The following is a 22,827-nucleotide window of genomic DNA, read 5'->3' as shown; positions in this document are numbered from 1 at the left end:
CCAATAGCCACGCGTCGCGCCGCCATGGCCAGGGCCGTAATACAACGCATACCGCCCGTCCGGCGCAACCGCCAAGGGAATCTTAGATCACGCGCCTCGGGGCCAATGTTAACAATTGTCACACGCGGTGAAAACAAGGCATTTGCGGCGCTTCGCTGTGTAGAATTTTTTCAAACAGAAGAACATATTCACCTCGGCAAGACCACACCGGACATGCGCCGGCGGCACGCCGCATTCGGGAATGTCGCAACCCAGCCAGGGCGCACAGACGGGCTCCACGCAACACGCGCGAACCCACCTTCGAAGGCAAACTCCGGCGCATCGACCGCGCGCCGAACTCGATGGGGATTCTCATGCAGTCAGATGAGGGCACTGCCGTGATGGCATTGCTTGTCCTGTTCACCGCCACGCAATGCATCCTCGCGGCCCTGATGATGGCCCTGCGCCAGAGCGCGGCCGGCCGCGCCTGGGGTGCGGGACAGGTGTTCGCCTGCGCCGCGGGCCTGCTGGTCATCGATGCCCGCGGCGGGCCTGCCTGGTTCCTGCTGCTGGCGCCGCTGTTTGGCGTGGCCGCCCAGCTGCTGATCCATCGCGGCGTGTTGCTGGCCGATGGCCGCCAATCGGCGGACTCCCGCCCGCTCACTGCCGGTGCGCTCGCCATCGTCGCCGTGCTCGCTGCCGCCGCGCTGGGCAACGGCAGCCGCCTGGCCGAAATCACTGGCTACGCGGTGGCTGCCGTCACCGCCTGCTTCACGCTCGCTTACCTGTTGCAACGGCCGCAAGCACTGACCCGCCGCAGCCGTCCGCTGGTGCTGACGGCGTGCGGCCTGCAATGGCTGGCGCAGTGCTGCGGCCTGTATGCGGTACTCAAGGCGGGCGCCCCGGCGTCCAGCCTGGATGCCGAGGTCCTGTTCCAGCTGCGCCTGCTGCCTGCCTTCGTGGCAATCCTCGCCGGCCTGGCTGGCTTTACGCTAATGACCATGGAGGGGATGCTGGCCGAACAGGAAAAGCAGGCGCGCCTCGATCCGTTGACCGGGCTGTTGAACCGCGGCGCCATGGATGACGCCGCCCGGGTGCTGTCCGCCGAATTCACGCGCCGCGGTCATCCGCTGAGCTGCCTGGTGATCGACATCGATCGCTTCAAGCACATCAATGACAGCAGCGGACACCGGGCGGGCGACCGCATCCTGCAGCAGATCGGCAAGGTCCTGAAGGAAACGCACCGCGCCACGGACCTGGCGGGCCGTTATGGCGGGGAAGAATTCTGCGTGCTTTGCCCGCATACCACCGAAGCCGATGCCATCCTGCTGGCCAACCGCATCCTGCGAGGCATCCGCGCCATCGCGTTGCCGCACGAGCTTGGCGGATTCGCCAGCGCCAGCATCGGCGTGGCGCAGATCCGCGACGGCCAGGGCGGCGGGACAGCCACCTGGGACAAGCTCTTTGGTGGCGCCGACCGCGCGCTGTATGAGGCCAAGCGGCGCGGCCGCAGCCGCGTCGTCCTCGCCTCGGAACTGGAATCGCTGCCCGCGCGCGAACTCTGCCTGCCTGCGCAAACCGAAGCCTGCCACTGAGCGCCGGGCAGCCGCGCGCCCGCCAGCGCTTGCCCGTGCCGATATGACGGGAAAATCGCATCGCCATCCGCTGCCCGGCTAGAATCCCCCAGCGCATGCTAGTCCGGACGCACTCGCGAGTCCGGTTAGAAAACATCCCTGGAGATTCCGAATGAAGGTCGACAACATCCTGCAGACCATTGGCAATACGCCGCATATCCGCGTCCAGCGGCTCTTTGGCGATACGCATCAGGTCTGGATCAAGTCCGAGCGCTCCAACCCCGGAGGTTCCATCAAGGACCGGATCGCCCTGTCGATGGTCGAGGCAGCCGAGCAGTCCGGCCTGCTCAAGCCCGGCGGCACCATCATCGAGCCCACCTCGGGCAATACCGGGATCGGCCTGGCCATGGTGGCCGCGGYCAAGGGCTACAAGCTGGTGCTGGTGATGCCTGACAGCATGTCGGTGGAACGCCGCCGCCTGATGCTGGCCTACGGCGCCACCTTCGACCTGACCCCGCGCGAAAAAGGCATGAAGGGCGCGATCGCCCGTGCCGAGGAACTGGTGGCGGCCACGCCCGGCGCATGGATGCCGCAGCAGTTCGAGAATCCCGCCAATATCGAAGCACATGTCCGGGCCACTGCGCTGGAGATCCTGGCGGACTTCCCGCAGGGCATCGACGCCCTGATTACCGGCGTGGGCACGGGCGGCCATATCACCGGCTGCGCCCGCGTACTGAAACAGAAGTGGCCCGCGCTGAAGGTATTCGCGGTCGAGCCCGTGGCCTCGCCGGTCATTTCCGGCGGCGCGCCCGCACCGCACCCGATCCAGGGCATCGGCGCCGGCTTCATCCCCAGGAACCTGGATACCGAACTGCTGGACGGCGTCATCCAGGTCGACGCCGAGCCGGCACGCGAGATGGCGCGCCGCGCCGCACGCGAAGAGGGCATGCTGGTGGGTATCTCGTCCGGCGCCACCCTTGCCGCCATTGCCCAGAAACTGCCCGACCTGCCGGCCGGTGCCACCGTGCTGGGCTTCAATTACGACACCGGCGAGCGCTATCTCACTGTGGAAGGCTTCCTGCCAGCATAAGGCCGCGTGCCGCCGGGGGATTCTCTTCAGGCAGCGCGGCCCGCGGTGAACCATACTGGAGATTGACAGGTGCCGGCGCAAGAGCGCGCCGGCTGCCGATTTTGCCGATCTGGCGCACCACAGGTCCCGCTGCCCCGCGCGGCGGGGCCCGGTAAAGCGTTGACACAAGGAGTTGAGATGAGCATCCCAAGTTATGAAGTCGCACGACTGGCATCCCTGGCGGTGCGTCTTGCGCTATCGTCCGGTCTGTCGCATGAAGAGATGCAGGCTGCGCTCAGCCTCGCGGCCACCATGATCGAGCAAGACGAAGGCGCCACGCCCGAAAGCACGGCAGCGACAACGGTGCCGCACGTCAAGGTGACACGCACGATCCATTGAAGCCATCTGGCCGGGGCCCTTGCCCTGCCCCGCCACGCACCCATCGGCATGCGGCCCCTGAGCCGCCTGGCCTCAGTTCAGCAGCCCCGCCCAGTACAGTTCCGCCGCGGCCAGCACGGTCCGCATCTGCGTCGTATGCGCCAGGCGGAAGGCGTCACCATAGATGGTCTGGTCCGGGAATTCGGTGACCAGGGTGAAGGGCACGGTTGAACGATGATCCTCGACGATCATGCAGGGAATCCCGTTAAGCACCGGGAATGGCACCTCGCCGGCATGGCCGCCCCAGGTGGCGAGTTGCCGGGCGTTGAATCCGGCCAGTTCCGGCGAGGCCGCGAGTTGCGCAGTCAGCGCCTGCATGAATGCCGTGCCGTCGCGCCCCGCGTGGTGGCGCAGGATCAGGAAGAAGCCCTTGGGAATGGTCCAGGTCTCGAAGCCCGGCGGCACATAGCCGGTAAGCGGGCGCGTCCATTCGTGGGCGGGATAGCCATGCAGGCTCATGTGCAGCCCCGCGCCGGTACGCTCGATCGCCTCCAGGCGCGCCGCCTTCTCCCCGAACGGCGGCGCCGTGCGTGCCTCGAGGTCGTCGCCTAATGCCGTGTAGCGCGCGGCATGCGACATATGGCGGGGGTTGTCCTCGCGCAAATGCACATGCAAGGCCGCACCGTCGGGATTTTCCAGCGCGATCAGGGCGAAGTGCGCATGCGGGCGCTGCTTCAGCGCGTGTGCCGCGCGCAGCGCACCCACCACGCCAGAGGTTTCGTTGGCATGCTGACCACCGGAAATCACCAGCCCCGGCAGCGAGCCTTCGATGTGGGTGGCGTGGACCACGCGCCCCTGCGTGGACAGGACGCTGAAGCGCTTGCCGCCAAGCGCTTGCATCTCGACGGCGGCTTCATCCGGCGTCAGCGGCCGGGAGAGCCCGGCGAGCGCGTCGGCGGAAAGCGCCGTCCCGGCAGCGTCGGCGGCCACTACGCGCGGATGCGGCAGCAATTCCACGCGCACCCGTGTAGCGCCATCGGTGCCATCCGCGCTGCGCACGTCCGGCACGATCTGGCCGGGTTGCAAGGTACGATCGCCGCGCGGCAAGCCGGCGCGATCCTGGAAGAACTCCAGGATGGAGAAATACAGGTCTTCGTGCAGGGCTTCGCGCGTACTGATGCACTCGTCCTGACAGGACAGCCGGCGCTCGATGCCGCCTGTGCCGATGCCAATGCGCAGGACATCGAAACAGGGCGCCTGCACCCCCCAGCCATGGCTGCGGATCGCGTTCATGGCGGCGGCGAATGCCAGTTCGAACTCGGTCGCCAGCGGCCCATCCTCCAGGCAGGTGTCACCCTGCCACACACGCAGCCACCCGCACGGCGCGCCCGACGCCGCTAGCGGCACGAATACGCGATGGGCGATGCCGCCATCGAGCTGGACGGCATAGTGCCCCGGGTCGTCGCCCTCGTCCAGGCGCAGCCTGCCCCCAGGCAGCATGCCGGCGAGCGGATAGGCTTCCAGCCGGAAACGCTGTGCCGTTGTTGCCGCCGTTGCCGTCGTGGCGGCAGGCAGGCGCACGGCGATGTCGCGCGCGCCGGCAAGCGGGCCGTGATCGGTTTCCAGGCCCAGTTCATCGAGGAAGAAATGCAGCAGCGGCTTGTAGGCGCTGCGGATGACCGCCGCCACACCCGCTGCGGCCAGGCGATGCTCTGCGGCGCGGCGCGCGGCGGCATCCTCGAACACCCAGGCTTCCACGCGCGTGCCGGGCAGGGAGGCAAGGCGCTCAGTCAGGCCATCCAGAGTGCGTGAAATGGAGGTATCGAGCAGGATCGTCATGGCTGGCCTTGGCGCCGCGCGCGGCGGACTGGGAATCGGATCCGGCATTATAGGCAGGCTCCCGATCCTGCGTGCGGCCACACCCAGGCCCGCTGGCTGCCGCGCCGGGCAGCACCTTCCGCAGCCTCGGCCGGGCCAGTTCCAGCAGCAGGTCGAGGCGGGCCAGGCGATCGTCTTCACCGCCTTCATCGCCCTCGCCGCCCTCTCCGCCAGCCTTCGGTCCGCCCCTGAACAGCGTGCAGGCCTCGGCAAGTACGCGCTGCTGCAGCGCGCTGTCCAGCAGGATCAGTCGCGGCCTGGCGCGAGAGCAGGCGGCAGACACGTCGACGGCGAGACAGTGCCCGTGCCGGGCCTGCAGCGGATCCAGCCACATCATCTCGTTGCGCTCCAGCCCGAACGCCTGCGCCAGCCGCACCCGCATGCCCATGAGCCGCAGGGGGCCGCTCAGGGGCATGCGCATGACGTAGCGCGCCGCCTGGTCCCACTGGCGCTGCGAGGCGGGGCGTGCGGGTTCGATCAGGCGGCGCAGCATGTCATCGGCCTGAGTCACGCCATTGCGTCCGCTCAGCCATAGCCAGGCACTGGCTTCCAGCCGGCTGGCCAGGTCCACGCCGCGCCTGCGCCACAAGCGCCGGCCTAGCTGGTATTGGGCCTCGGCATGGCCAAGCGCCGCGGCCTTGCCAAGCGCCTCGTCTGCAAGCCCCACGCTGTAGCGCGTGAAGTGGCGGTTGCGGTAGAGGCAGGCCAGCGCATAGCTTGCTTCGGCATGTCCCTGCGCCGCGGCACGCGACAGCCAGCGTTGGGCCTCGGTATGGCTGGCCTTGCCAATGCGGTCACCGGCGTCGAGCGTGGCGCCCTGGCGATCCATCTGGCCATGCCAGAGCCCCAGCCGGAACTGGGCCTCGGCCGAACCGGTGCGCGCCGCGCGTTCGAGCAGCTGGCGCCCGAACCGGATCACGTCGGGATGCCTGTCGGCATGGTCAAGCAGCGCCTCGGCCTGCGCCAGCATGCCAGGCGGATCGGCCGCCTCGGTGCCGCCAGCGGCTGGCCCGGCTCCGCCGGCCGGCGGGACCGCCGCGAGCCGCGCCAGCCGCGCCAGTTCGTCCGCATGCGTTGGCTGGGCAGGCTGCGCCCGCAGCCATGCCAACAGCCTGAAAGCCGCCTCGGCATGACCCTCGTCGGCAAGCTCGCGCAACCATGCCAGCGCCAGCGCGCGATCGGATTGCGGCCGGGCGTCCGGAGCCAGCGCCCATTGCGCGTAGCGCCAACGTGCCACGCTCGAACCGGCCCGGCCGCCTTCCGCGTAGCAGGCCAGCGCCAGATCGGCTTGCACTGAGCGGCGCGCCACGTCCAGCGCGATGTCTTCCCAGATCATCCGCCGCACCCAGGCCGCGCCGCCCTGCTCCGCACGCGCCAGCCAGAACAAAGCGCTGTGCTGGTTCGCGGCGGCACCGTCATGCCCATAGAGATAGGCCTTGCCAAGCGCGATCTGCGCGGCGACATCGCCGCATCGGGCTCGCTGCATGGCGGCGAGGAAAGGGCGAGACGCCATGGCGCGGCAAACCTCCTGCAAGGTTGAGTTGGATTGGATCGAGCCAGGTAACAGGCCAGGGGGAAAGAGACCACCGCGCGGCGCGTTGCTGTTCTTGCGGAAAGGCATGGCGAACGGCTGGAAGTGGCTCCGGCTGATGTTATGGCAATCGCCTATTCACAACATCTTTATATTGGAACTAAAAAAATACAATAAATTGAAAAAACGAATTTACAACCAAATTGAACTAGGATTACTTTCCATTAAAAATCATTTACATCAACATAAATTCAAATCAAGCCTTTGATTTAAAAGAAGAAATAATTAGTCAAAAACAAGTTTCCTAATTACAACACCAACCGAGCATCCGCTTCTTATCCCCGCGCATCGCCTCACATAATTCCTCTCGAACGGTGGACGTTCCCCGATTAACTCATCAAGGAAAACCCATGAAAATCAAGCTGTTCGCAGTCGCCGCAGCCACCCTCTTCGCCRCCAGCGCCCAGGCGCAATCGAGCGTGACGCTGTATGGCGTGGTAGACGTCGGCATCGAGTACCTTTCCAATGCCAATGGCGCCACCAAGGCAAATAACAGCAATAGCCGCGTGGCCATGCAGTCGGGCAATATGTCCGGCTCGCGCTGGGGCCTGCGCGGCGTGGAAGACCTGGGCGGCGGGTTGAAGGCGCTGTTCCAGCTGGAAAGCGGCTTCTCCGTCGACGACGGCGCCGGCAGCACGGATGGTTTGTTCAACCGGGCTGCAACGGTTGGCCTGCAAGGCCAGTTCGGCACGCTGACCCTGGGCCGCCAGACTACGCCGATGTATGACTTCGGCCTGCGCTATGACCCGATGTCCATCTCGGCGCGCTACTCGGTTACCTCGCTCGACGCCGGCTTCATGAGCCGCGCCAACAACTCGGTGAAGTACGTGGGCAATTTCAACGGCGTCACCGCCGCCGCCATGTACAGCTTTGCCTACGATGGCAAGGAAACCGCCGGCCAGGGCGGCAAGAACCGCGAGTACGGCGCCAGCCTGGCCTACGCCAGCGGCCCGTTCGATGTGGGTGTCATGTACGAGCAGCGCAATACCACGCTGTCCAATAGCGATGAAATCAACGCGCGCAGCGCCTCGATCGCCGGTGGATATGCCTTCGGCCCGGCCAAGGCCTTCCTGGGCTATCGCTATGCGCGCGGCGGCAACTGGGTGGTGGGAAACAGCGAGGGCCAAATCACCACCTCCACGGCCAAGGTCAGCTCCAACCTGATGTGGGCCGGCATGGCTTACAACGTGACGCCGGCCCTGAAGCTCACCGGCGCCGCCTACTATGAAGACGCCCGCCGCGTCTCGGCAGATCCGTGGCTGTTCGTGGTGTCGAGCGACTATTCGCTGTCCAAGCGCACCGACGTCTACCTGAACCTGGCCTACGCCCGCAACCGTGACGGTTCCGGACTGGGCCTGAACGGTAAGAGTGGCCCCCTGACCGGCGTTGCCGTCACCAATACGAAGGCCGACGCCAACCCGGGCAACAGGAACCAGTTCCATGCCGGCAAGGCATGCGCGCTCCTGTTTCGTGATGCCCTCGCACATCAACGCTTCCGCCAATCGCCCGGATCAACTGGCTTGCGGCAAGCGCGGCGTGGCGTCGCCGGGCCGTCCCAGCTTCCTGGCAACCCGGTGCTTGAAGGTGGCCACGGTCTTTGGCGAAATCCCCAGCCGCGTCGCTATTTCCAGGTTGTCGTACCCATCAGACAGCAACTGGTGCACGCGCGACTCGCGCGGTGTGAGCCGCGTGGCATTGGCCGCGGCTTCGCCATCGAGGCCCGCGTTGCAGATGGATTCGGGAAAGACGGCATACCCCTGCTGCACCATATCGAGTGCCGCCGCCAGCAAGTGAAAGGGATGCGACTTGCTCACATAGGCACTCGCGCCAGCCCAGCGCGCCAGTTGCGCATCGCGTTCGGGATCGCCGCCCGACAGCACCACGATCCGGGTCGGCGGCTCCATCGCGCGAACGCGGCGCACCACTTCCAGCCCGTCCAGGCCTGGCAGGTTGATATCGACCACTGCCAGCGCTGGACGCAATTGCCGTAGCACGTTCAGCCCCTCCACCCCGTCCGCCGCGACGGCCACCAGCGCGTATCGGCCGTGCCTGTGCAAGTTGGCGCGGATCGACTCGAGGATAAACGGATGGTCGTCCACAGCCACCACGGATAACGGTTCTTCCACTTCGACTTGGTCCATATCAGCCCCTGTTAGCTAGCGTGCGATTTTGGCTGAAACTCTCCCGAACAGGCTCTAGGAATTTTCTGCTATGAGGCGTGAATTATCTCAATGCATCGACGAAACCAAGCGAACTCTCAAGGTAACCGGGATGAGCCATGGCGAGGCTGGTGCACTTTTGTCCCGTGCACATTTCCTTACAACCCGGACACACACCCGCGTCACTGGGGCGCTAAGCTGCCCCCTTGTGCAAGCCGTGTCTTGCCTAGCCAAGGAAAGTAAGCATGAGCCGCTCCCGTCCGAAGTTACTGCCACTGCCCGCCACGCTGCCATGCGCCACCAGCATCACGCCACGCATATCGAACGTGGCGGCCGCGCGGCAGTCCCGGTGAAGTGGTCGACCATCGCGCTGGTGGTGCTTGGCTGGCTTGGCGCCTGCACCGGCATCGGATGGTTGCTGATGGCGTGGTCCGGCCTGGCCGGGCAGTGAGTTTCCGACGCCCGGAAACATACCTCGCGCCACCGGCCCATCCTCCCTCCGGTCCCAAGGGCCATCATCAACGCGCCATTTGGTAACGGCGTATTTCAGCCGCGCCACGGAATCCCGCTGCGCCCCCAATCCAAACCGCCCCATTCCCAAGGCAAGGAGAGACCATGTACGATCGCGCCGCCCTGCCGCGACAGATCCACCGCGCCATCACCGCCGGTGTCACGCAAGACACGCCCGCGCCACGCACCAAACCTGCTTGCCACGCCGGCGCCAAGCGGGCAACCGCCGATCTCCTGATGTCCGATATCGGTCCGCTGAAACTGTGCCGGCATTGTGGCGAGCACTGGCCCGCCGACGGCGAGTTCTTCGCGCGCGATGCGCGGCGCCAGGATGGCCTTGAACACGTCTGCAAGGCTTGCCGCAAAGAGCAGCGACTGGTTCGCTGACGGCCCCCGGCCTGAAGCGTGCCGCAAGCGCCACCATCGACGCTCGCATGTATGGAATGTGAAGGCTATCTCGCCCTGGCGACGTGCCTGCCGGTACTCCCCCGCGCAGGAACCGATCTCACAATCCCGGCTTATTTCAGGCAAACAACCTAGGGTTATCCCTCGTTTCCGCAGGATATTCCACCTGGCGTGGCGACAAACCTGGATGTTCGTTTTGTCCTGTTGATGGTTCGTTCCGTCTATTCCCTCCCGTGCCCGGCGCCGTTATTGTTGCGTTCAACAACAATCTGCTTACCGCACCAGGAGACACGCGATGCGTACACAAGTCGCCATCATCGGCGCCGGCCCCTCGGGCCTGCTGCTGGGGCAATTGCTCGCCAAGGCCGGCATCGATGCGGTCATCATCGAACAGCGCAGCCCCGACTACATCCTCGGCCGTATCCGCGCCGGCATCCTTGAAAGCGTGACCGCCGATGCGCTCGAACGCGCCGGCGTGGCGCAGCGCCTGCATCACGACGGCCTGGTTCACCACGGCATCGAACTGTCTTACGGCGGCGCGCGCCACCGCATCGACTTCCAGGCACTGATCGGCCGTTCCGTGACCGTCTACGGACAGACCGAGGTCACCCGCGACCTGATGGCCGCGCGCGAAGCCGGCAACGCCGTCACCATCTATGACGCCGAAGACGTGAGCGTGCACGATTTCGATACGGCCACGCCCATCGTGCGCTATCGCAAGGACGGCCAACCGCAGGAACTGCGCTGCGATTTCATTGCCGGCTGCGACGGCTTTCATGGCGTCACGCGGCGCAGCGTGCCGGCGCCGTCCAAGCGCATCTTCGAGCGGGTCTATCCCTTCGGCTGGCTCGGCGTGCTCACCGATACGCCGCCGGTAGCGGATGAACTGATCTATGCCAGCCACGAGCGCGGCTTCGCGCTATGCAGCATGCGCTCGCTCACGCGCAGCCGCTATTACGTCCAGGTGGCCGCTGACGAACGGGTCGAGGACTGGTCCGACCAACGTTTCTGGGACGAACTGCGCAGCCGGCTGGACGCGCCCGCCGCCGAAACGCTGGCGACCGGCGCGAGCATCGAGAAGAGCATCGCGCCGCTGCGCAGTTTCGTGTGCGAACCGATGCGCTTCGGCAACCTGTTCCTGGCTGGCGACGCCGCGCATATCGTGCCGCCCACCGGCGCCAAGGGCCTGAACCTGGCCGCCAGCGATGTGCTTTACCTGGCCGACGGCCTGATCGCACGCTACCTGCACGACGATGCCAGCGAGCTTGACGCTTACTCGCAGAAATGCCTGCGCCGGGTATGGAAGGCGGAGCGCTTCTCATGGTGGATGACATCGCTGCTGCACCGCTTCCCCGATGCCGACGACTTCGCGCTGCGCATCCAGCAAGCCGAACTGGACTACCTGACCGGCTCGCACGCCGCGCAGATGTCACTGGCCGAGAACTACGTCGGCCTGCCTTACTGAAGCCTCGCGCCAGGCCTTCAGCAATACCGAGAGTCCGCCGCCAACGAGCGGCCTAGCAGGAGACCCGCATCATGACGCCCCCGAACAGCTCGCCGCCGACGGCTTCGATACCGCGGCGATCGGCTTCATCGCGCCGGTGCTGGCCAAGGAATGGGGCGTCAGCCGCGCCCATCTCGGGCCGGTGATGAGCGCCGCCCTCTTCGGCCTGGCCGCGGGCGCCCTGGTGGCCGGGCCGCTGGCCGACCGCCTTGGCCGCAAGAGCGTGCTGGTGGGCTCGGTGCTGTGCTTCGGCGGCTGGAGCGTGGTCTCGGCCTTCTCGACTTCGCTCGAAGCGCTCACGGCGCTACGCTTCCTGACCGGCCTCGGCCTCGGTGCGGCCATGCCCAACGCGGTCACGCTGATGTCGGAGTACGCGCCCACGCGACGCCGCTCACTGGCGGTCAACGCCATGTTCTGCGGCTTCACGCTGGGCTCATCGGCCGGGGGCTTTGCCGCGGCCTGGCTGATTCCCCACTACGGCTGGCATTCCGTGCTGCTGGTTGGCGGTATCGCGCCGCTGGCGCTGGCCGTGCTGCTGGTCTTCTGCCTGCCGGAATCGGTGCGGTTCATGGTGGCGCGCAAGGCGCCGGCCGCGCGCATCGCCGCCGCGCTGTCGAGAATCCGCCCCGGTGCGCTGCGCGGCGACGAACGCTTCCATGTCCAGGAGGCCGCACCCGCGGATGCCGCGCCCTCGGCAACGTCATCGCTGCGCGCCATCCTGATGCCACGGTTTCTCTCCGGCACCGTGCTGCTATGGACCACGTACTTCATGGGCTTGCTGATCTTCTACCTGTTGACGAGCTGGCTGCCGACGCTGTTCGCCGACGCCGGCTACCCGATCGAGAAGGCCGCGCTCATCACCGCGCTGTTCCCGCTGGGCGGTGGCATCGGTACCCYGACGGTAGGCTGGCTGATGGACCGCGGCCATCCCTGGCGCATTGTCGCCGGCACCTATGCGCTGACGGGCGCGCTGGTCTATGCGGTAGGCCACGGTGCCGGCGATCTCTTCCTGCTGGGCGTGCTGGTGTTCGCCGCGGGTACCTGCATGAACGGCGCGCAATCTTCCATGCCCACGCTGGCCGCCGGCTTCTATCCCACGCAATGCCGGGCCACCGGCGTGGCCTGGATGCTCGGCATCGGCCGCTTTGGCGGCATCGTCGGCGCGCTGCTGGGCGCGCAGATCCTGGGCCTGGGATGGAGCTTTGGGAAGATCTTCGGTCTGCTCTCGCTGCCGGCCTTCGTTGCTACCGCCGCGTTGCTGATCGCCTCGGCGCGGCCGGGGACAGCGGCGCGCCAGGCCTTTGGCCAGCACGACGCCGCGCATTGACGACACGCGCATCGCCGGCGAGATGCGGGCACGCGGCGTGCGCAAGCACTGATCGGGGCCGCATTTTCGCCGGACGCGACCTGATGGATATCTGAAGGCCGAGGCGGCATGGCCCGGTGCACCGCCCGGTCGTCCATGCCTGCAATCCACCGATTCCCCACATCACCGCATCGCGTCCATCCATCATCAGGATGAGCACAGCGGCGCGATTGGTTCGCTGTCCCACACAGCATGTGTGGCCGCAGGCAGGAAACAGCACCGCCCGCTTTGCCTGCGGCACTGCCGCGGCCTAACATGCAAGGAAAGCTAAGCCCGGTTACAGGGCCGATGTACCAGAGAGAAATCGTGGTAAGGCGGGGACACCTTGGCGAATTACCTGGAAGAGTACTGCGCACGGATCAGGCGCGGGTCGGCGACGGCTGTCATCGACAAACCGGTGCTGGTTGATCGCGACGGCATCTACACGATGTCCTACGTGCCATTCGAACACAGTCATGCGAACGCGCGGCTGGTGTTGGTGAGCACCACACCGGGACACACGCACGTCACGCTGGCAGCCGAACTGACCGAGAGCCTGATGCAACGGCATGCGCCCGGACGCACCATCCAGCGCGAGAACAAGCGCCAGGTGGAGCTGGGGGGGCGGCTGGTGCGGCCCAACCTGATTCGCATGCTGGATCATTTCCGCATCGCGCAGCTGATCGGCCTGCCCGGCGCGGCGGCGCTCTGGGACAAAGGCTTCGAGCAGTTGCAGCCGCTGGCATTGCTGCCGTATGCCACCACCCGGCGCGGCCTCGCCTTCGATGGCGACCTGGAGGAACTGATGGCCGTGCCGATGCTGCGCACGGTGTTCGAGGCAATCTTCCTCGGCGCGCTTGCGCATACCCATGACGAGGCACTCTTCGTCGCGCTGGGGCGCACGGCGTGGGCCGCGCTGGGCCATGCGGCCGATCGCGGCCTGCTGCAGCRATGGCAGTTGCTGGGCATGATGCCCGTGCCCGCCCGCGCGGGCAGCATGGTGAAGTATTTTCTGCGGGAGGTCGCCGCCGGCGAACTTTCGCCGCGAGATCCCGTGCGCCACCGCACCGTCTGGCTCGACGCCGCGCATGCCGAACTGATGGCGGCAGTGCGCAGGCAAGGCCGGCGAGACTCGGAGTCGGGCCTGCCGGGCATGGCGGATACCTGCCTGGAGGCATGACGCCGCGGCGCCACTCCTCTCCCACCGCGGATTGATATGCCGAAGACAGCACCCCACCTCGGTGGGGTTCATCTGGCACTTTTGGCCGCCGATAGCCTTCAGTGAGGGAATTGCCTCCCTCACCATTCCCGATCGGCGGCCCCTTGTGGCCGCCTCTTTTTTTGCGCGCGCCCTCAAGCCCGCAGATGCCAGGCCCGCAGGTAGTGCAGCAGGTCCAGGCCATGCGTCCCGTGGAACCACACATGGCGCGACAGCGCCAGCGCGCCGATCCACGAGGCGGCCACCACCATCAGGTCGCAGCGGCCACTCTTCCACCAGTTCAGCGAGTGCCGTCCCAGAATCCACGGCACGCCAAGCGGATTCGGCCAGTCGGCCAGCAAGTGCATCAGGCCGCCGCAGGCAAAGCCAAACGCCGGCGCAGCCAGCCAGTGCAAGCCCAGCGAGCGATGCGCCACCGCCAGCAGGGCCAGCCAGGCGATGCCCCAATGCGTCCAGGTGCGATGAGTGATCCACAAGCGGCGGGATTTTGACCACCAGGCCACCTCCAGCCAGTCGGGCGCACCGCCGCCGGCCACGCCCGCCAGGAAGGCAAGCCCGGCGGCGAAATGGAAGGTGCCGCCGGCGCCTGCCCTGGTCACCACCGCGGCGGCGATCAGGCCGGCCGCCCATCCGGTGGCATGGTGTGCTTTGCTGGAAGCCATTGTCGTGCGCTCTGCGGTCGTCGTGAAATCGAGGGCCGCAATGGTGGCAGATCGGGCTGCAAAAGGACAGCGTTGACGGGCCGCATCGTCAAGGCCGTGGGCCAGCCTTGCGTGCAACCGCGACGCACACTAAGTTGGAAGCAGCCTGCGGCTACCCTGCCGCTGCCCCCTGGGAACGATCATGAGACGGTACATTGCCCGGCAAGCCCGCGTCATCCTGCCGGCGATCCCGCTGCTGGCGGCGGCCCTGTGGCTGGCGCCGGCAGTCCACGGCCAGCCGGCGGAAACCGGCCCCCTCACCATTGGCGGTTCGCTGGTGGTGGAAGGACCGCTCACCGTGCATGGCTCGCTTACCGTGGACGGCAGCATCCTTGCGCACGGCCCGCTGAGCGCGGCGTGGTTTGCCACCCTGCCGCCAACCTATGCGCCGCCGCCGGGGGCTGGCCGGCAAAAGGTCTTTCATGGCCCGCTCACCGTGCACGGGCCGCTGGTGGTGCAAGGCAACGTACAGGTCAACGGGCCCGTGAACATCGACGGGCCGCTAAGCGCGGGCGGCAGCATCGACGCAGATGGCCCCATGCGCGAGCGGCGGCGCGGCCGCTGAGGCACGCAGTAGGGCTCAGGCGGAGCGGGGCAACGCCGGCGGACGCGGGACCATCATGGCGAGCGCCGCGCCGCCGACGATCAGCGCCGCCGCGCACGCCAGGGTCCACGTCAGCATGGCAAATCCGAACCACACCAGCAGCAGCGTAGCCACCAGGGGCGTGCCGTAGGAAAGTACCCCCAGCAGTGCCAGGCGGCCATGTTTGGTGCCGTGGTCCCATGCCACGAAGGCGATGCCGGTGGGCCCCGCGCCAAGCAGCAGCACCGCCAGCCATTCGCCGGCATCCGGCATCACCGTGGTTTCCAGCGCGAAGTGGCACAAGGCACCGCACAAGGCCACCGCGCCGCACACGCTCACCATCGTGGTGCTAGGCACCTCGCCATGGCGCCGGTTGGCCACCGAGTATCCCGACCAGATCAACGCGCACGGCAGCGCCGCCAGGTAGCCCAGCACCACGGCGGCCTGCCCGCCCGCCGGCGACGACGAAGGCGACCCCTGGGGGGCGCCGCCGACGATCAGCAAGGTGCCCAGGAAGCCCAGCACCGCTGCGGCGATCTGCCGCCTGCCCAGGCTGCCGCCGGGGGCCAGCGCGGAGAACAGCACCATCAGCAGCGGCCAGAGATAGGCGAGCAGGCCAGCCTCGGCTGGCGGGATCACCGCGAAGGCGTAAAAGTACAGCGCGTGATAGAGAAAGATGGCGCCGAAGGCGAGCAGCCATGCCCGCCCCCGGCTGTCCGGTTGCCGGCCGGCTGGCGCGGCACGCGTTGGCAGCACCAGCCATGGCAGGCCCATCAGGAACGCCACGCCGAAGCTCAGTGCCAGCAACTCGAATGGCGGCAGGCGGCGGGCCTGGGCGGTCAGCAGCGGCAGCGTTGCCCACAGCAACAGGGCGAAGGCGCCAATCGCAGTCGGGCTGATCATGCGCCTGCCCGGGGAAGGGCTGGCAGGCTGGGAGCGGGTCGGCATGGCAGTGGCATATCCTGGTTCGGCGCGGGGACATGCCCCGCATGCCCTGCATCCTGGCAGTGGCTTTGCCGCCAGTCTTGGCAAAAACGGCTGTTCCGGCGCGGCGCGGCCTATCCCCCTTCCCATATTCGCCAAAGGGCGCTACAATCGCGCCCCTCGCGACACGAAATTCACATGACGTAGCGAGCAAGTCTAAGTCCCCTTCGTCTAGAGGCCTAGGACATCACCCTTTCACGGTGAGTACAGGGGTTCGAATCCCCTAGGGGACGCCAGTTCAGAGAGCACGCCATATAGGCGGTCTCTTACAAGAGCGTCGGAAATCGCTCTAAGCGATTTCCACAGCCACTGCGGAGTGGTAGTTCAGTTGGTTAGAATACCGGCCTGTCACGCCGGGGGTCGCGGGTTCGAGTCCCGTCCACTCCGCCAGCATTGCCTGAATACCGCGCGAAGATCGCGCTGCCAGGAAAAATATAGCCCGCCATCAAGGTGGGCTATTTTTTTGCCTTCAATCATCCCCACCGTTATCTCGGCAGCCTCCTGCCAACTTGCTGGCAAACGTGCGCCAGCTATGCGCCACCGCCGTCCGCGGCCCCTGAGCTATCGATCGCGCGCACGATGATCTCCAGGGTGTCATCCAGGTGATGGATGGTCTGCCGCTTGGCGGTTTCGGCATCGCGTTGCCTGTACTGGGACAGGATTTCCGCATGCTCGGCATTACTCTGCGCGATGTGCTCCGGGCTCATGTAGAGCGACAGCGAGATGTACGGCGCCGCCGAATCGCGCAGCGTCTTGACCAGGTGGGCCAGCCTGCTTTGTTCCTGGGAGGCCCACAGCGCCGCGTGAAACTCCAGGTTCAGCTCGGTCCACCGCGTGACGTCTTGTGTCTGCAGCATCTCTTCATGCAAGCCCTCGGCCCGGGCAATATCCCCGGCGGTGATGCCGCGCATTGCCTCTTCGACCATCATGGGCTCGAGCACCTTCCTGAGCCGGTAGATTTCCCGCACATCGTCGAGCGTCAGGCCGCGCACCACCGCGCCGCGATGCGCGTCGAAGAACACCAGCCCCTCGGAGATCAGCGTGCGCAAGGCTTCGCGCACGGGCGTCGTGCTCATCTCCAGCCGCTTGGCCAGGTCATCCTGGCGCAAGCGCTCGCCCGCCGTCATGCGGCCTTGCAGGATGTCGGCGCGCAAGGTCTGCACCGCATACTGATAGGCGGTAAGCCGGCGCGAAGGCGAGGCTTGCACTTTGGAGGCGGGAATCGGCGAAGTCTTCAAGGCGCTGGCTGCTGGTTGGTGAGCGAATGGCGTGGCAGTGTACCCCACTTCGCGAGCGCCTCCGGGATCTGCCCGCGCGGTGTCCCGGCGGCCAGCAGCGCGCCCAGCAGCAGCCGCGCCTTCAAGGGATGGAGCCACTTCGCAAGCATGGCGCCGCGCCGTGCCAGGTCGACTTCGGAACCGGCGAAGCCATAGGTTCGGGAGGCCGTGGCCCCGGCCCCCGTGCGGCTGGCGATCACCACGGGCACCACTTTGGCCAGGCGCTCGATGTGCCCGGCGAAGCCAGACGAGACGTGCCCCGCCCCGAACCCCGCGACCACGATCGCTTCGTAGCCGAGATCGAGCGCGGCGGCGGCCAGGTCGCCATCGTCACCCAGGAGCGCCGGCACCACCGCCACCTTTGGAAAGGCCCGCACAGCCGGACTCACCAGCGGCCTGCCAACCGGCGGATGGAAATACTCGGGCTGACCCTCCACCACCCGTCCCGCGGGCCCGCCATCGGGCGACGCGAAGGTCTGGACCGACAGGGAATCCGACTTGCAGACCCACCGCGCCCTGTGCACGGTGTCGTTCATGACCACCAGCACGCCGCGCCCGCGGCTCTGGTCGTCCATGGCCACCTGCACGGCGGCCAGCAGGTTGGCGGGGCCATCCGCCCCCGCGGACAGCGGCGTGCGCATCGCTCCGGTTATGACCAGGGGCTCGGGGTGGCGCCAATACAGATCCAGGAAAAACGCGGTCTCCTCGATCGTGTCCGTGCCCTGGGTCAGGACCACGCCTCGCGCCCCTCCGGCGATCTTGCCCTCGGCCCACGCCAGGCAGGCCAGCAACTGCTCGGTGCCCAGCGAAGCGCTTGGCAACTGGAACAGCGGCTCGGCGGAGAGATCGGCCAGTTCCCCCAGCCCCGGCACGGCCGCAACCAGTTGGGCGGCATCCAGCCTGGGGACCACACCGCCGGCGGCATCCGACGGCGTCATGCTGATGGTGCCCCCAAGGGAGGCGATGGCAACTGATGGGCGCGACATATGGTTTTCCCGTAGCGTTGAAGTATGCATTGTGCATTATATATACTATACAATTTGCAAAACAATTGCAGATCCCCTCACCCCGCTCAACCGTTACGGAGACGCCCGATGCACCAACACCCGCCGCCAAGCAGGTACCGCTTCACCATCTTCTTCCTGATCGTCGTGATTGCCCTGGTCAACTACATCGACCGCGGCGCCATTGCGTATTCCGCCGGGCAGATCATCGGCGAGTACGGCTTCGACCGCGCCGGCTGGGGCGCCGTGCTGGGCTACTTCGGCTATGGCTATATGTTTGGCGCGCTGATCGGCGGCGCGCTGGCGGACCGTCTCGGCGCGAAGCGGGTGTGGGTGATCGCGGGCGTGGCGTGGTCGCTGTTTGCCATCTGCATGGTCTGGGCCGGCGACATCGGCCTTGCGGTTTTCGGCGGCTCGGCGCTGAGCGGGTTCGCCATGGTGCGCATCCTCTTTGGCTTCTCCGAGGGACCCGCGTACTCCATCATCAACAAGACCATGTCGGCATGGGCATCGCCGGCGGAGCGCGGCTTCGCGGTGTCCATCGGCCTGTTGAGCACGCCGCTGGGCGCGCTGCTCACCGCCCCGGTAGCGGTCGGCCTGCTGCTGCTCACCGATAGCTGGCGCGCCATGTATGTGGTGCTTGGCGTCCTGGGCCTGGTCCTGATTGCCCTGTTCTCGCGCGTGTACACCAACCGGCCCGAGGATCATCCGAAGGTGAATGCGGCGGAACTCGCCCTGATCCAGGCGGGCCGCGGAGCCGCCCCCAAGGAGACCGCGAACGCCAGTGCCGCATTGCCGTGGTGGGCGTTCTTCAAAAGCCGGACGCTGGTATTCAACGCCATCGGCTACTTCTCCTTTATTTACGTCAACTTCATGCTGCTGACGTGGACACCGAAATACCTTCACGACGAGTTCAACTTCACGCTCTCCTCGCTCTGGTACATCGGGATGATTCCCTGGGTTGGCGCGTGCTTTACGGTACTGCTTGGCGGCCGCATCTCGGACTGGCTGCTCAAGCGCACGGGCAAACTGGTGATTGCCAGGAGCTGGTTTGCCGCCGGCTCGCTGTTGCTGACGACGCTGTGCTTCCTGATGGTGTCGCAGGCGCATAGCGTGTGGACCGTCATTGCGCTGATGACGCTGGGCAATGCACTGAACGCGCTGCCGAACTCTGTCTACTGGGCCGTGGTGATCGATACCGCGCCGTCGCGCGTCGGCACCTTCAGCGGCATCATGCATTTCATCGCCAACATCGCGGCGGTGCTGGCGCCCACGCTGGCCGGCATCCTGTCGGCACGCTACGGCTACTCGTCGATGTTCATCGCCACTTCGGTCGCGACCGCGCTGGGCGTGTTCGCCATGCTCCAGGTCCGCCCAGGGGTCGGTCCCCGCGTCGAAAGCGATGCGGGTGCCATGGCGGCGGCGGAATAAGCGCTGCCTTCAGCCCGCGGCGGCGCGCGGCAGGCGGACCGCGAAGCACGAGCCCTGCCCCTCCTTGCTGGTAACCACCACCTCGCCACCGTGCAGGTCGACCGCCAGCTTGACCAGGTACAGGCCAACGCCCGCGCCTGCCGTGCCGGCGACGTTGCCGCCGCGCACAAAGCGCTCGAAGATCTGGGCGCGGTCCTTGTCGGGAATGCCCATGCCGCGATCGGACACGGAGACGCTGATCGCCTCCGTGTCCGCGGATAGCCGCACGGCAACCGGGACGCCCGCCGGCGAGTACTTGATCGCGTTGCCGACCAGGTTGCTGATTGCCTGGAACAGCAGCTTGGCGTCGCCGTGGAAAATCTCGCCAACGCCGGGTTCGATGGTTTCCTCGATCACGGCCGCGGGAGAGCTCTCCCGGTGCATCTCGCACACCTCATGCACCAGCAGCGCCAACGAAAAATCAACGCCCTGCAGCGTGGCAAGGCGCCCGCCATCGAGCAACTGCGAGGAGTCGAGCAAGTGGTCGATGAGATTGGTCATGCGTCGCACGGCCACGCGGATGCGCCCGCAGCGCTCGGCGAGAACGTCGGCGGAGGGCGCATCCTTCATGCGCATGAGCCGCTGCGCGTGGCCATCGATCACGTTTAGCGGCGTGCGGAACTCATGCGAGGCCATGGAGACGAAATTGCGCTGCAGCACCGCCAGGCGCCGCTCGTTCTCCAGCGTGTCCCGCAGCATCGTGGTCTGAGCGGCCAGCGCCGCCTTGCTGCGCTCCAGCTCGATCGTATTGTCCCGGAAGCGCACCACCGCGCGGGCAATCTCGCCAATCTCGTCCTTGCGCCCGGCACCCGGGATATCGACGTGCGGATCGTTGTCGGTGATGCGGTGCATGCGCTCGACAAGCGCCGCGATGGGATTGGATACCGCCCGCACCAGATAGGCCACGGCCGCGATCACCAGGAAGCCCGACACCAGGATGGCGCCGGCGATCAGCCGGCGGGCCTCGTGGTAGGCATCGGCTTCACGCGCGGTGGCCTGCGCGGCGCCGACGACATTGCGCTCCGTCAGCACGCCCAGCGTGCCGTTGGCCTGCTCGAAAGCGTGGCGCGACTCGCCGCGGTAGAGCGCCACGGCTTGCGTCGTGTCCTTCTGGTGGGCCAGCGACACCACGCGGTCGACCAGTTGACGGTAAGCGGACCACTGCGCCATGAACTGCTGGTAGAGCTCCAGCTCCGCCGGCTCATGCTCGATCTTGCCGTAGCGGGCCTCGACCTCCTTGATCACATCGTCCAGCTTGCCGATCTGCCCTTCGGCCGCGCGCAGGTCAGCGCGCGAAGTCGCGATCAGCGCATCGCCTTCGAAGGCGCGGTAGTCGGAAATATAATTATTAAGGTCGCCCAGGATGCGGTTGCTCTGCAGCCAGCGGCCGCTGATCTGCGCGGACACGCTATGAAAGTTGCTCAGCCGGTTGATGCCGAACAGCCCCACGCCCACCACCAGGAGCAGGAACAACACGAAGACGAGCGACAGCCGCACGCGGATCGGCCTGAGCATCGGCACCGAATCAGGCAGCCCGACCAGGCGCCGCCCCAAACCGCGGCGCACCCGCCGGCTGGCGGGCGCCGGGCGAATTGAGTGATTCATAAGACTTTTATCCTGAATTTCGCTACGCTGTGCGCGGGGCGTGCCGTGCGTCCCGACGGCCTGCCGGAAGTCCCTCCCCGCCGGCGCTACCAAGGACCACCATGAACGATGCCCGCCGGAAGATCCTCTGCATCGAGGACGATGCCGAAACGGCCGCCCTGATTGCCGAAGAACTGATCGAACGGGGCTTTGCCGTCAGCACCGCGCACGACGGCCAACAAGGCCTTGCCGCCATCCTGCGGGACACGCCGGATCTCGTCCTTTGCGACGTGAGTATGCCAGTGATGACGGGCTTCGAACTGCTCGAAAAGATCACTTCGCTGGCGCCGCGCTTCGCCGACATGCCCTTTGTGTTCCTCACGGCGCTGGCCCAGCGCGAAGCCGAACTCAAGGGCCGCAGGCTCGGGGCCGACGACTATGTGACCAAGCCGGTCGATTTCGACATCCTGACGAGCATCGTCGAAGCCCGCCTTGCCCGGGTGGCGCGCACGCGGCCGGGCTTGCCGGCCGTGCAGCTCAGCGAGCGGGAAGTGGAGGCACTGGTGTGGTCCGCACGCGGCAAGACCTCGGGAGAGATCGCCACCATCCTGGGCCTGTCCAAACGCACGGTGGACTTCCATATCGACAATGCGCGCCAGAAACTGGGCGTCGCCACCCGCATCGAAGCTGTCGTCAAAGCCGCGTCCGCCGGCATCATCAAGCCATAGCGCGCCCGCGCCGGCTGCACTCCGGCCAGCCGGGCAGCCCCGGCCCGGCCGCTGCCCGAGCCACTTCCGCCATCGTTCCACGCTGAATGCCGGCGCGCCGCAGGAGTCCGCATCCGGAACCATCGACGAGGATCGTGCCACCGTTTGCGCAATCGGAACTGGCAAGAACCCGATCGCGAGACGGGCACACCAGAAGCAATACCGGATGAATCCGCAACAGATTCCGAAATTTCCCAAACGAAGCTGGGTACGGGCTTGATACGCTGCCGCCATCCAAAGTCATCGCTGATTTCTTTGGATGCTCCCTGGCGGACTCTTCAACCCGCAGGGCTACAACACTGTCGTCGGTGTACGCGGCAGTCTGCTCTCGGGCGGCCAGCGCGCCCGCAGCCATTGCCAGGGCGCTGGCCACCAATCCGCGCCTGCTCCTGCTCGATGAGGCGACCGCCAGCCTCGGCTACGAATCCGAGCGAGTCATTCACGACAACCCGGAGAAGATCTGTGCCGGTCGCACCGTGTTCATCGTTGCGCACCGGCTCTCCACGCTGCGGCTGGCGGATCGCATCCTGGTGCTGGGTAACGGGCAACTGGTCGAGCAAGGGCACCACACCGAACTGATTACCAACCCGGGCGGCAAATACCGCGCGCTGTTTGACGCCTTCCGTGTCCTGGAAACACCGATCGTCAAAGCGAAAGCGCCTATTCAAACGGTCGGTGACACACGGCCGCGCTGATGCGGAACTGGTACCGGAAGAATGAGAACAAGGAACTGAGATGCTAAAGAAAATGCTGGTGACCCTGAGTGCCTGGGCGCTCGTTGGTTGCGCTCCGCTCGATCTCTCGCGGAAGGCCCCGCTGGAATTGAATTCCGACGAAACACTGGTG

20 protein-coding genes, 2 tRNA genes and 2 pseudogenes are annotated in these 22,827 nt (G+C 66.4%); 16 read left to right on the top strand and 8 right to left on the bottom strand.

Annotation, left to right across the window (positions count from 1 at the left end):
* Nucleotides 1-353 precede the first annotated feature (353 nt).
* The 3 genes from AC1DKD_RS11690 to AC1DKD_RS11680 all read left to right on the top strand — a co-directional run bounded on the left by AC1DKD_RS11690 (nt 354) and on the right by AC1DKD_RS11680 (nt 3,021).
* Nucleotides 354-1,574 carry a GGDEF domain-containing protein gene (locus tag AC1DKD_RS11690; RefSeq protein ID WP_441636696.1) on the top strand — a complete coding sequence of 407 codons (1,221 nt, stop codon included), beginning with the start codon at nt 354-356 and terminating at the stop codon, nt 1,572-1,574.
* 151 nt (nt 1,575-1,725) lie between these two features.
* On the top strand, nt 1,726-2,643 hold the full coding sequence (gene cysK, locus AC1DKD_RS11685) for a cysteine synthase A (RefSeq protein ID WP_477143301.1): 918 nt from the start codon (nt 1,726-1,728) through the stop codon (nt 2,641-2,643).
* A gap of 177 nt (nt 2,644-2,820) precedes the next feature.
* Nucleotides 2,821-3,021 carry a hypothetical protein gene (locus AC1DKD_RS11680; RefSeq protein ID WP_035871790.1) on the top strand — a complete coding sequence of 67 codons (201 nt, stop codon included), beginning with the start codon at nt 2,821-2,823 and terminating at the stop codon, nt 3,019-3,021.
* A gap of 72 nt (nt 3,022-3,093) precedes the next feature.
* On the opposite strand, the gene AC1DKD_RS11675 is transcribed toward AC1DKD_RS11680, so the two are convergent.
* Together AC1DKD_RS11675 and AC1DKD_RS11670 are read right to left on the bottom strand one after the other, a co-directional pair.
* Nucleotides 3,094-4,839, bottom strand: coding sequence for a M14 family metallopeptidase (locus AC1DKD_RS11675; RefSeq protein WP_441636699.1), 1,746 nt, complete (start codon nt 4,837-4,839; stop codon nt 3,094-3,096).
* Complete coding sequence (locus AC1DKD_RS11670) at nt 4,787-6,391, bottom strand: hypothetical protein (protein ID WP_441636701.1); 1,605 nt, start codon at nt 6,389-6,391, stop codon at nt 4,787-4,789. The genes AC1DKD_RS11675 and AC1DKD_RS11670 overlap by 53 nt, the downstream gene beginning before the upstream one ends.
* Between AC1DKD_RS11670 and AC1DKD_RS11665 the strand changes: the two genes are divergently transcribed.
* Together AC1DKD_RS11665 and AC1DKD_RS11660 are read left to right on the top strand one after the other, a co-directional pair.
* Nucleotides 6,390-6,677, top strand: a complete 288-nt coding sequence (locus tag AC1DKD_RS11665; RefSeq protein ID WP_441636703.1) for a hypothetical protein — start codon at nt 6,390-6,392, stop codon at nt 6,675-6,677. The two genes, AC1DKD_RS11670 and AC1DKD_RS11665, sit on opposite strands and share 2 nt — an antisense overlap.
* 142 nt (nt 6,678-6,819) lie before the next feature.
* Nucleotides 6,820-7,914, top strand: a pseudogene (locus tag AC1DKD_RS11660) (porin); the annotation flags it as partial.
* A gap of 66 nt (nt 7,915-7,980) precedes the next feature.
* On the opposite strand, the gene AC1DKD_RS11655 reads toward AC1DKD_RS11660, so the two are convergent.
* On the bottom strand, nt 7,981-8,610 hold the full coding sequence (locus AC1DKD_RS11655) for a response regulator (RefSeq protein WP_441631686.1): 630 nt from the start codon (nt 8,608-8,610) through the stop codon (nt 7,981-7,983).
* Between the two features lie 310 nt (nt 8,611-8,920).
* On the opposite strand from AC1DKD_RS11655, the gene AC1DKD_RS11650 reads away from it, so the two are divergent.
* From AC1DKD_RS11650 to AC1DKD_RS11630, 5 genes and pseudogenes are all read left to right on the top strand, one after another.
* Entirely contained in the window at nt 8,921-9,079 is a 159-nt protein-coding gene (locus tag AC1DKD_RS11650; RefSeq protein ID WP_441631688.1) for a hypothetical protein, read from the top strand.
* A 164-nt stretch (nt 9,080-9,243) separates the two neighbouring features.
* Complete coding sequence (locus tag AC1DKD_RS11645) at nt 9,244-9,525, top strand: hypothetical protein (RefSeq protein WP_441631690.1); 282 nt, start codon at nt 9,244-9,246, stop codon at nt 9,523-9,525.
* 313 nt (nt 9,526-9,838) lie between these two features.
* Nucleotides 9,839-11,008, top strand: a complete 1,170-nt coding sequence (gene pobA, locus AC1DKD_RS11640; protein WP_441631692.1) for a 4-hydroxybenzoate 3-monooxygenase — start codon at nt 9,839-9,841, stop codon at nt 11,006-11,008.
* An 88-nt stretch (nt 11,009-11,096) separates the two neighbouring features.
* Nucleotides 11,097-12,374 (top strand): annotated as a pseudogene (locus AC1DKD_RS11635) (MFS transporter); the annotation flags it as partial.
* Nucleotides 12,375-12,738: 364 nt separating this feature from the next.
* The gene (locus tag AC1DKD_RS11630; protein WP_477143300.1) at nt 12,739-13,572 is read left to right on the top strand and encodes a hypothetical protein; all 834 of its coding nucleotides are present in this window, start codon (nt 12,739-12,741) and stop codon (nt 13,570-13,572) included.
* A 173-nt stretch (nt 13,573-13,745) separates the two neighbouring features.
* On the opposite strand, the gene AC1DKD_RS11625 is transcribed toward AC1DKD_RS11630, so the two are convergent.
* A complete protein-coding gene (locus tag AC1DKD_RS11625; RefSeq protein WP_441631698.1) occupies nt 13,746-14,273 on the bottom strand; it encodes a metal-dependent hydrolase in 528 nt (175 codons plus the stop codon).
* Nucleotides 14,274-14,454: 181 nt separating this feature from the next.
* On the opposite strand from AC1DKD_RS11625, the gene AC1DKD_RS11620 reads away from it, so the two are divergent.
* Entirely contained in the window at nt 14,455-14,877 is a 423-nt protein-coding gene (locus AC1DKD_RS11620; protein ID WP_441631700.1) for a hypothetical protein, read from the top strand.
* A 15-nt stretch (nt 14,878-14,892) separates the two neighbouring features.
* Here the strand turns inward: AC1DKD_RS11620 and AC1DKD_RS11615 are convergent, their stop codons facing one another.
* Nucleotides 14,893-15,843 (bottom strand): DMT family transporter, encoded by a 951-nt coding sequence (locus AC1DKD_RS11615; RefSeq protein WP_441631702.1) that lies wholly within the window; start codon nt 15,841-15,843, stop codon nt 14,893-14,895.
* Between the two features lie 196 nt (nt 15,844-16,039).
* Here AC1DKD_RS11615 and AC1DKD_RS11610 point away from each other — a divergent pair.
* Nucleotides 16,040-16,115, top strand: a tRNA-Glu gene (locus AC1DKD_RS11610).
* A gap of 77 nt (nt 16,116-16,192) precedes the next feature.
* Nucleotides 16,193-16,269: transfer RNA gene (locus AC1DKD_RS11605), tRNA-Asp, on the top strand.
* Between the two features lie 140 nt (nt 16,270-16,409).
* Here AC1DKD_RS11605 and AC1DKD_RS11600 read toward each other — a convergent pair.
* Both AC1DKD_RS11600 and AC1DKD_RS11595 read right to left on the bottom strand, forming a co-directional pair.
* Nucleotides 16,410-17,117 carry a GntR family transcriptional regulator gene (locus AC1DKD_RS11600; protein ID WP_441631704.1) on the bottom strand — a complete coding sequence of 236 codons (708 nt, stop codon included), beginning with the start codon at nt 17,115-17,117 and terminating at the stop codon, nt 16,410-16,412.
* Nucleotides 17,114-18,142: an asparaginase gene (locus AC1DKD_RS11595; protein WP_441631706.1), complete on the bottom strand. Its 1,029-nt coding sequence runs from the start codon at nt 18,140-18,142 to the stop codon at nt 17,114-17,116. Before AC1DKD_RS11595 ends, AC1DKD_RS11600 begins: the two co-directional genes overlap by 4 nt.
* A 108-nt stretch (nt 18,143-18,250) precedes the next feature.
* Here AC1DKD_RS11595 and AC1DKD_RS11590 point away from each other — a divergent pair, with 108 nt between their 5' ends.
* The gene (locus AC1DKD_RS11590) at nt 18,251-19,591 is read left to right on the top strand and encodes an MFS transporter (protein ID WP_441631708.1); all 1,341 of its coding nucleotides are present in this window, start codon (nt 18,251-18,253) and stop codon (nt 19,589-19,591) included.
* 9 nt (nt 19,592-19,600) lie between these two features.
* Here AC1DKD_RS11590 and AC1DKD_RS11585 read toward each other — a convergent pair whose 3' ends face one another.
* The gene (locus AC1DKD_RS11585) at nt 19,601-21,235 is read right to left on the bottom strand and encodes a sensor histidine kinase (protein WP_441631710.1); all 1,635 of its coding nucleotides are present in this window, start codon (nt 21,233-21,235) and stop codon (nt 19,601-19,603) included.
* A gap of 101 nt (nt 21,236-21,336) precedes the next feature.
* Between AC1DKD_RS11585 and AC1DKD_RS11580 the strand changes: the two genes are divergently transcribed.
* Together AC1DKD_RS11580 and AC1DKD_RS11575 are read left to right on the top strand one after the other, a co-directional pair.
* Nucleotides 21,337-21,942: a response regulator transcription factor gene (locus AC1DKD_RS11580; protein ID WP_441631712.1), complete on the top strand. Its 606-nt coding sequence runs from the start codon at nt 21,337-21,339 to the stop codon at nt 21,940-21,942.
* 347 nt (nt 21,943-22,289) lie between these two features.
* Complete coding sequence (locus tag AC1DKD_RS11575) at nt 22,290-22,676, top strand: hypothetical protein (protein WP_477111121.1); 387 nt, start codon at nt 22,290-22,292, stop codon at nt 22,674-22,676.
* The last annotated feature ends 151 nt before the right edge of the window (nt 22,677-22,827 follow it).

Source organism: Cupriavidus sp. 05T313 (assembly GCF_056396665.1).
Note: the sequence above shows the minus strand (reverse complement) of the source record. Positions and strands in the feature narration are given on the sequence as shown.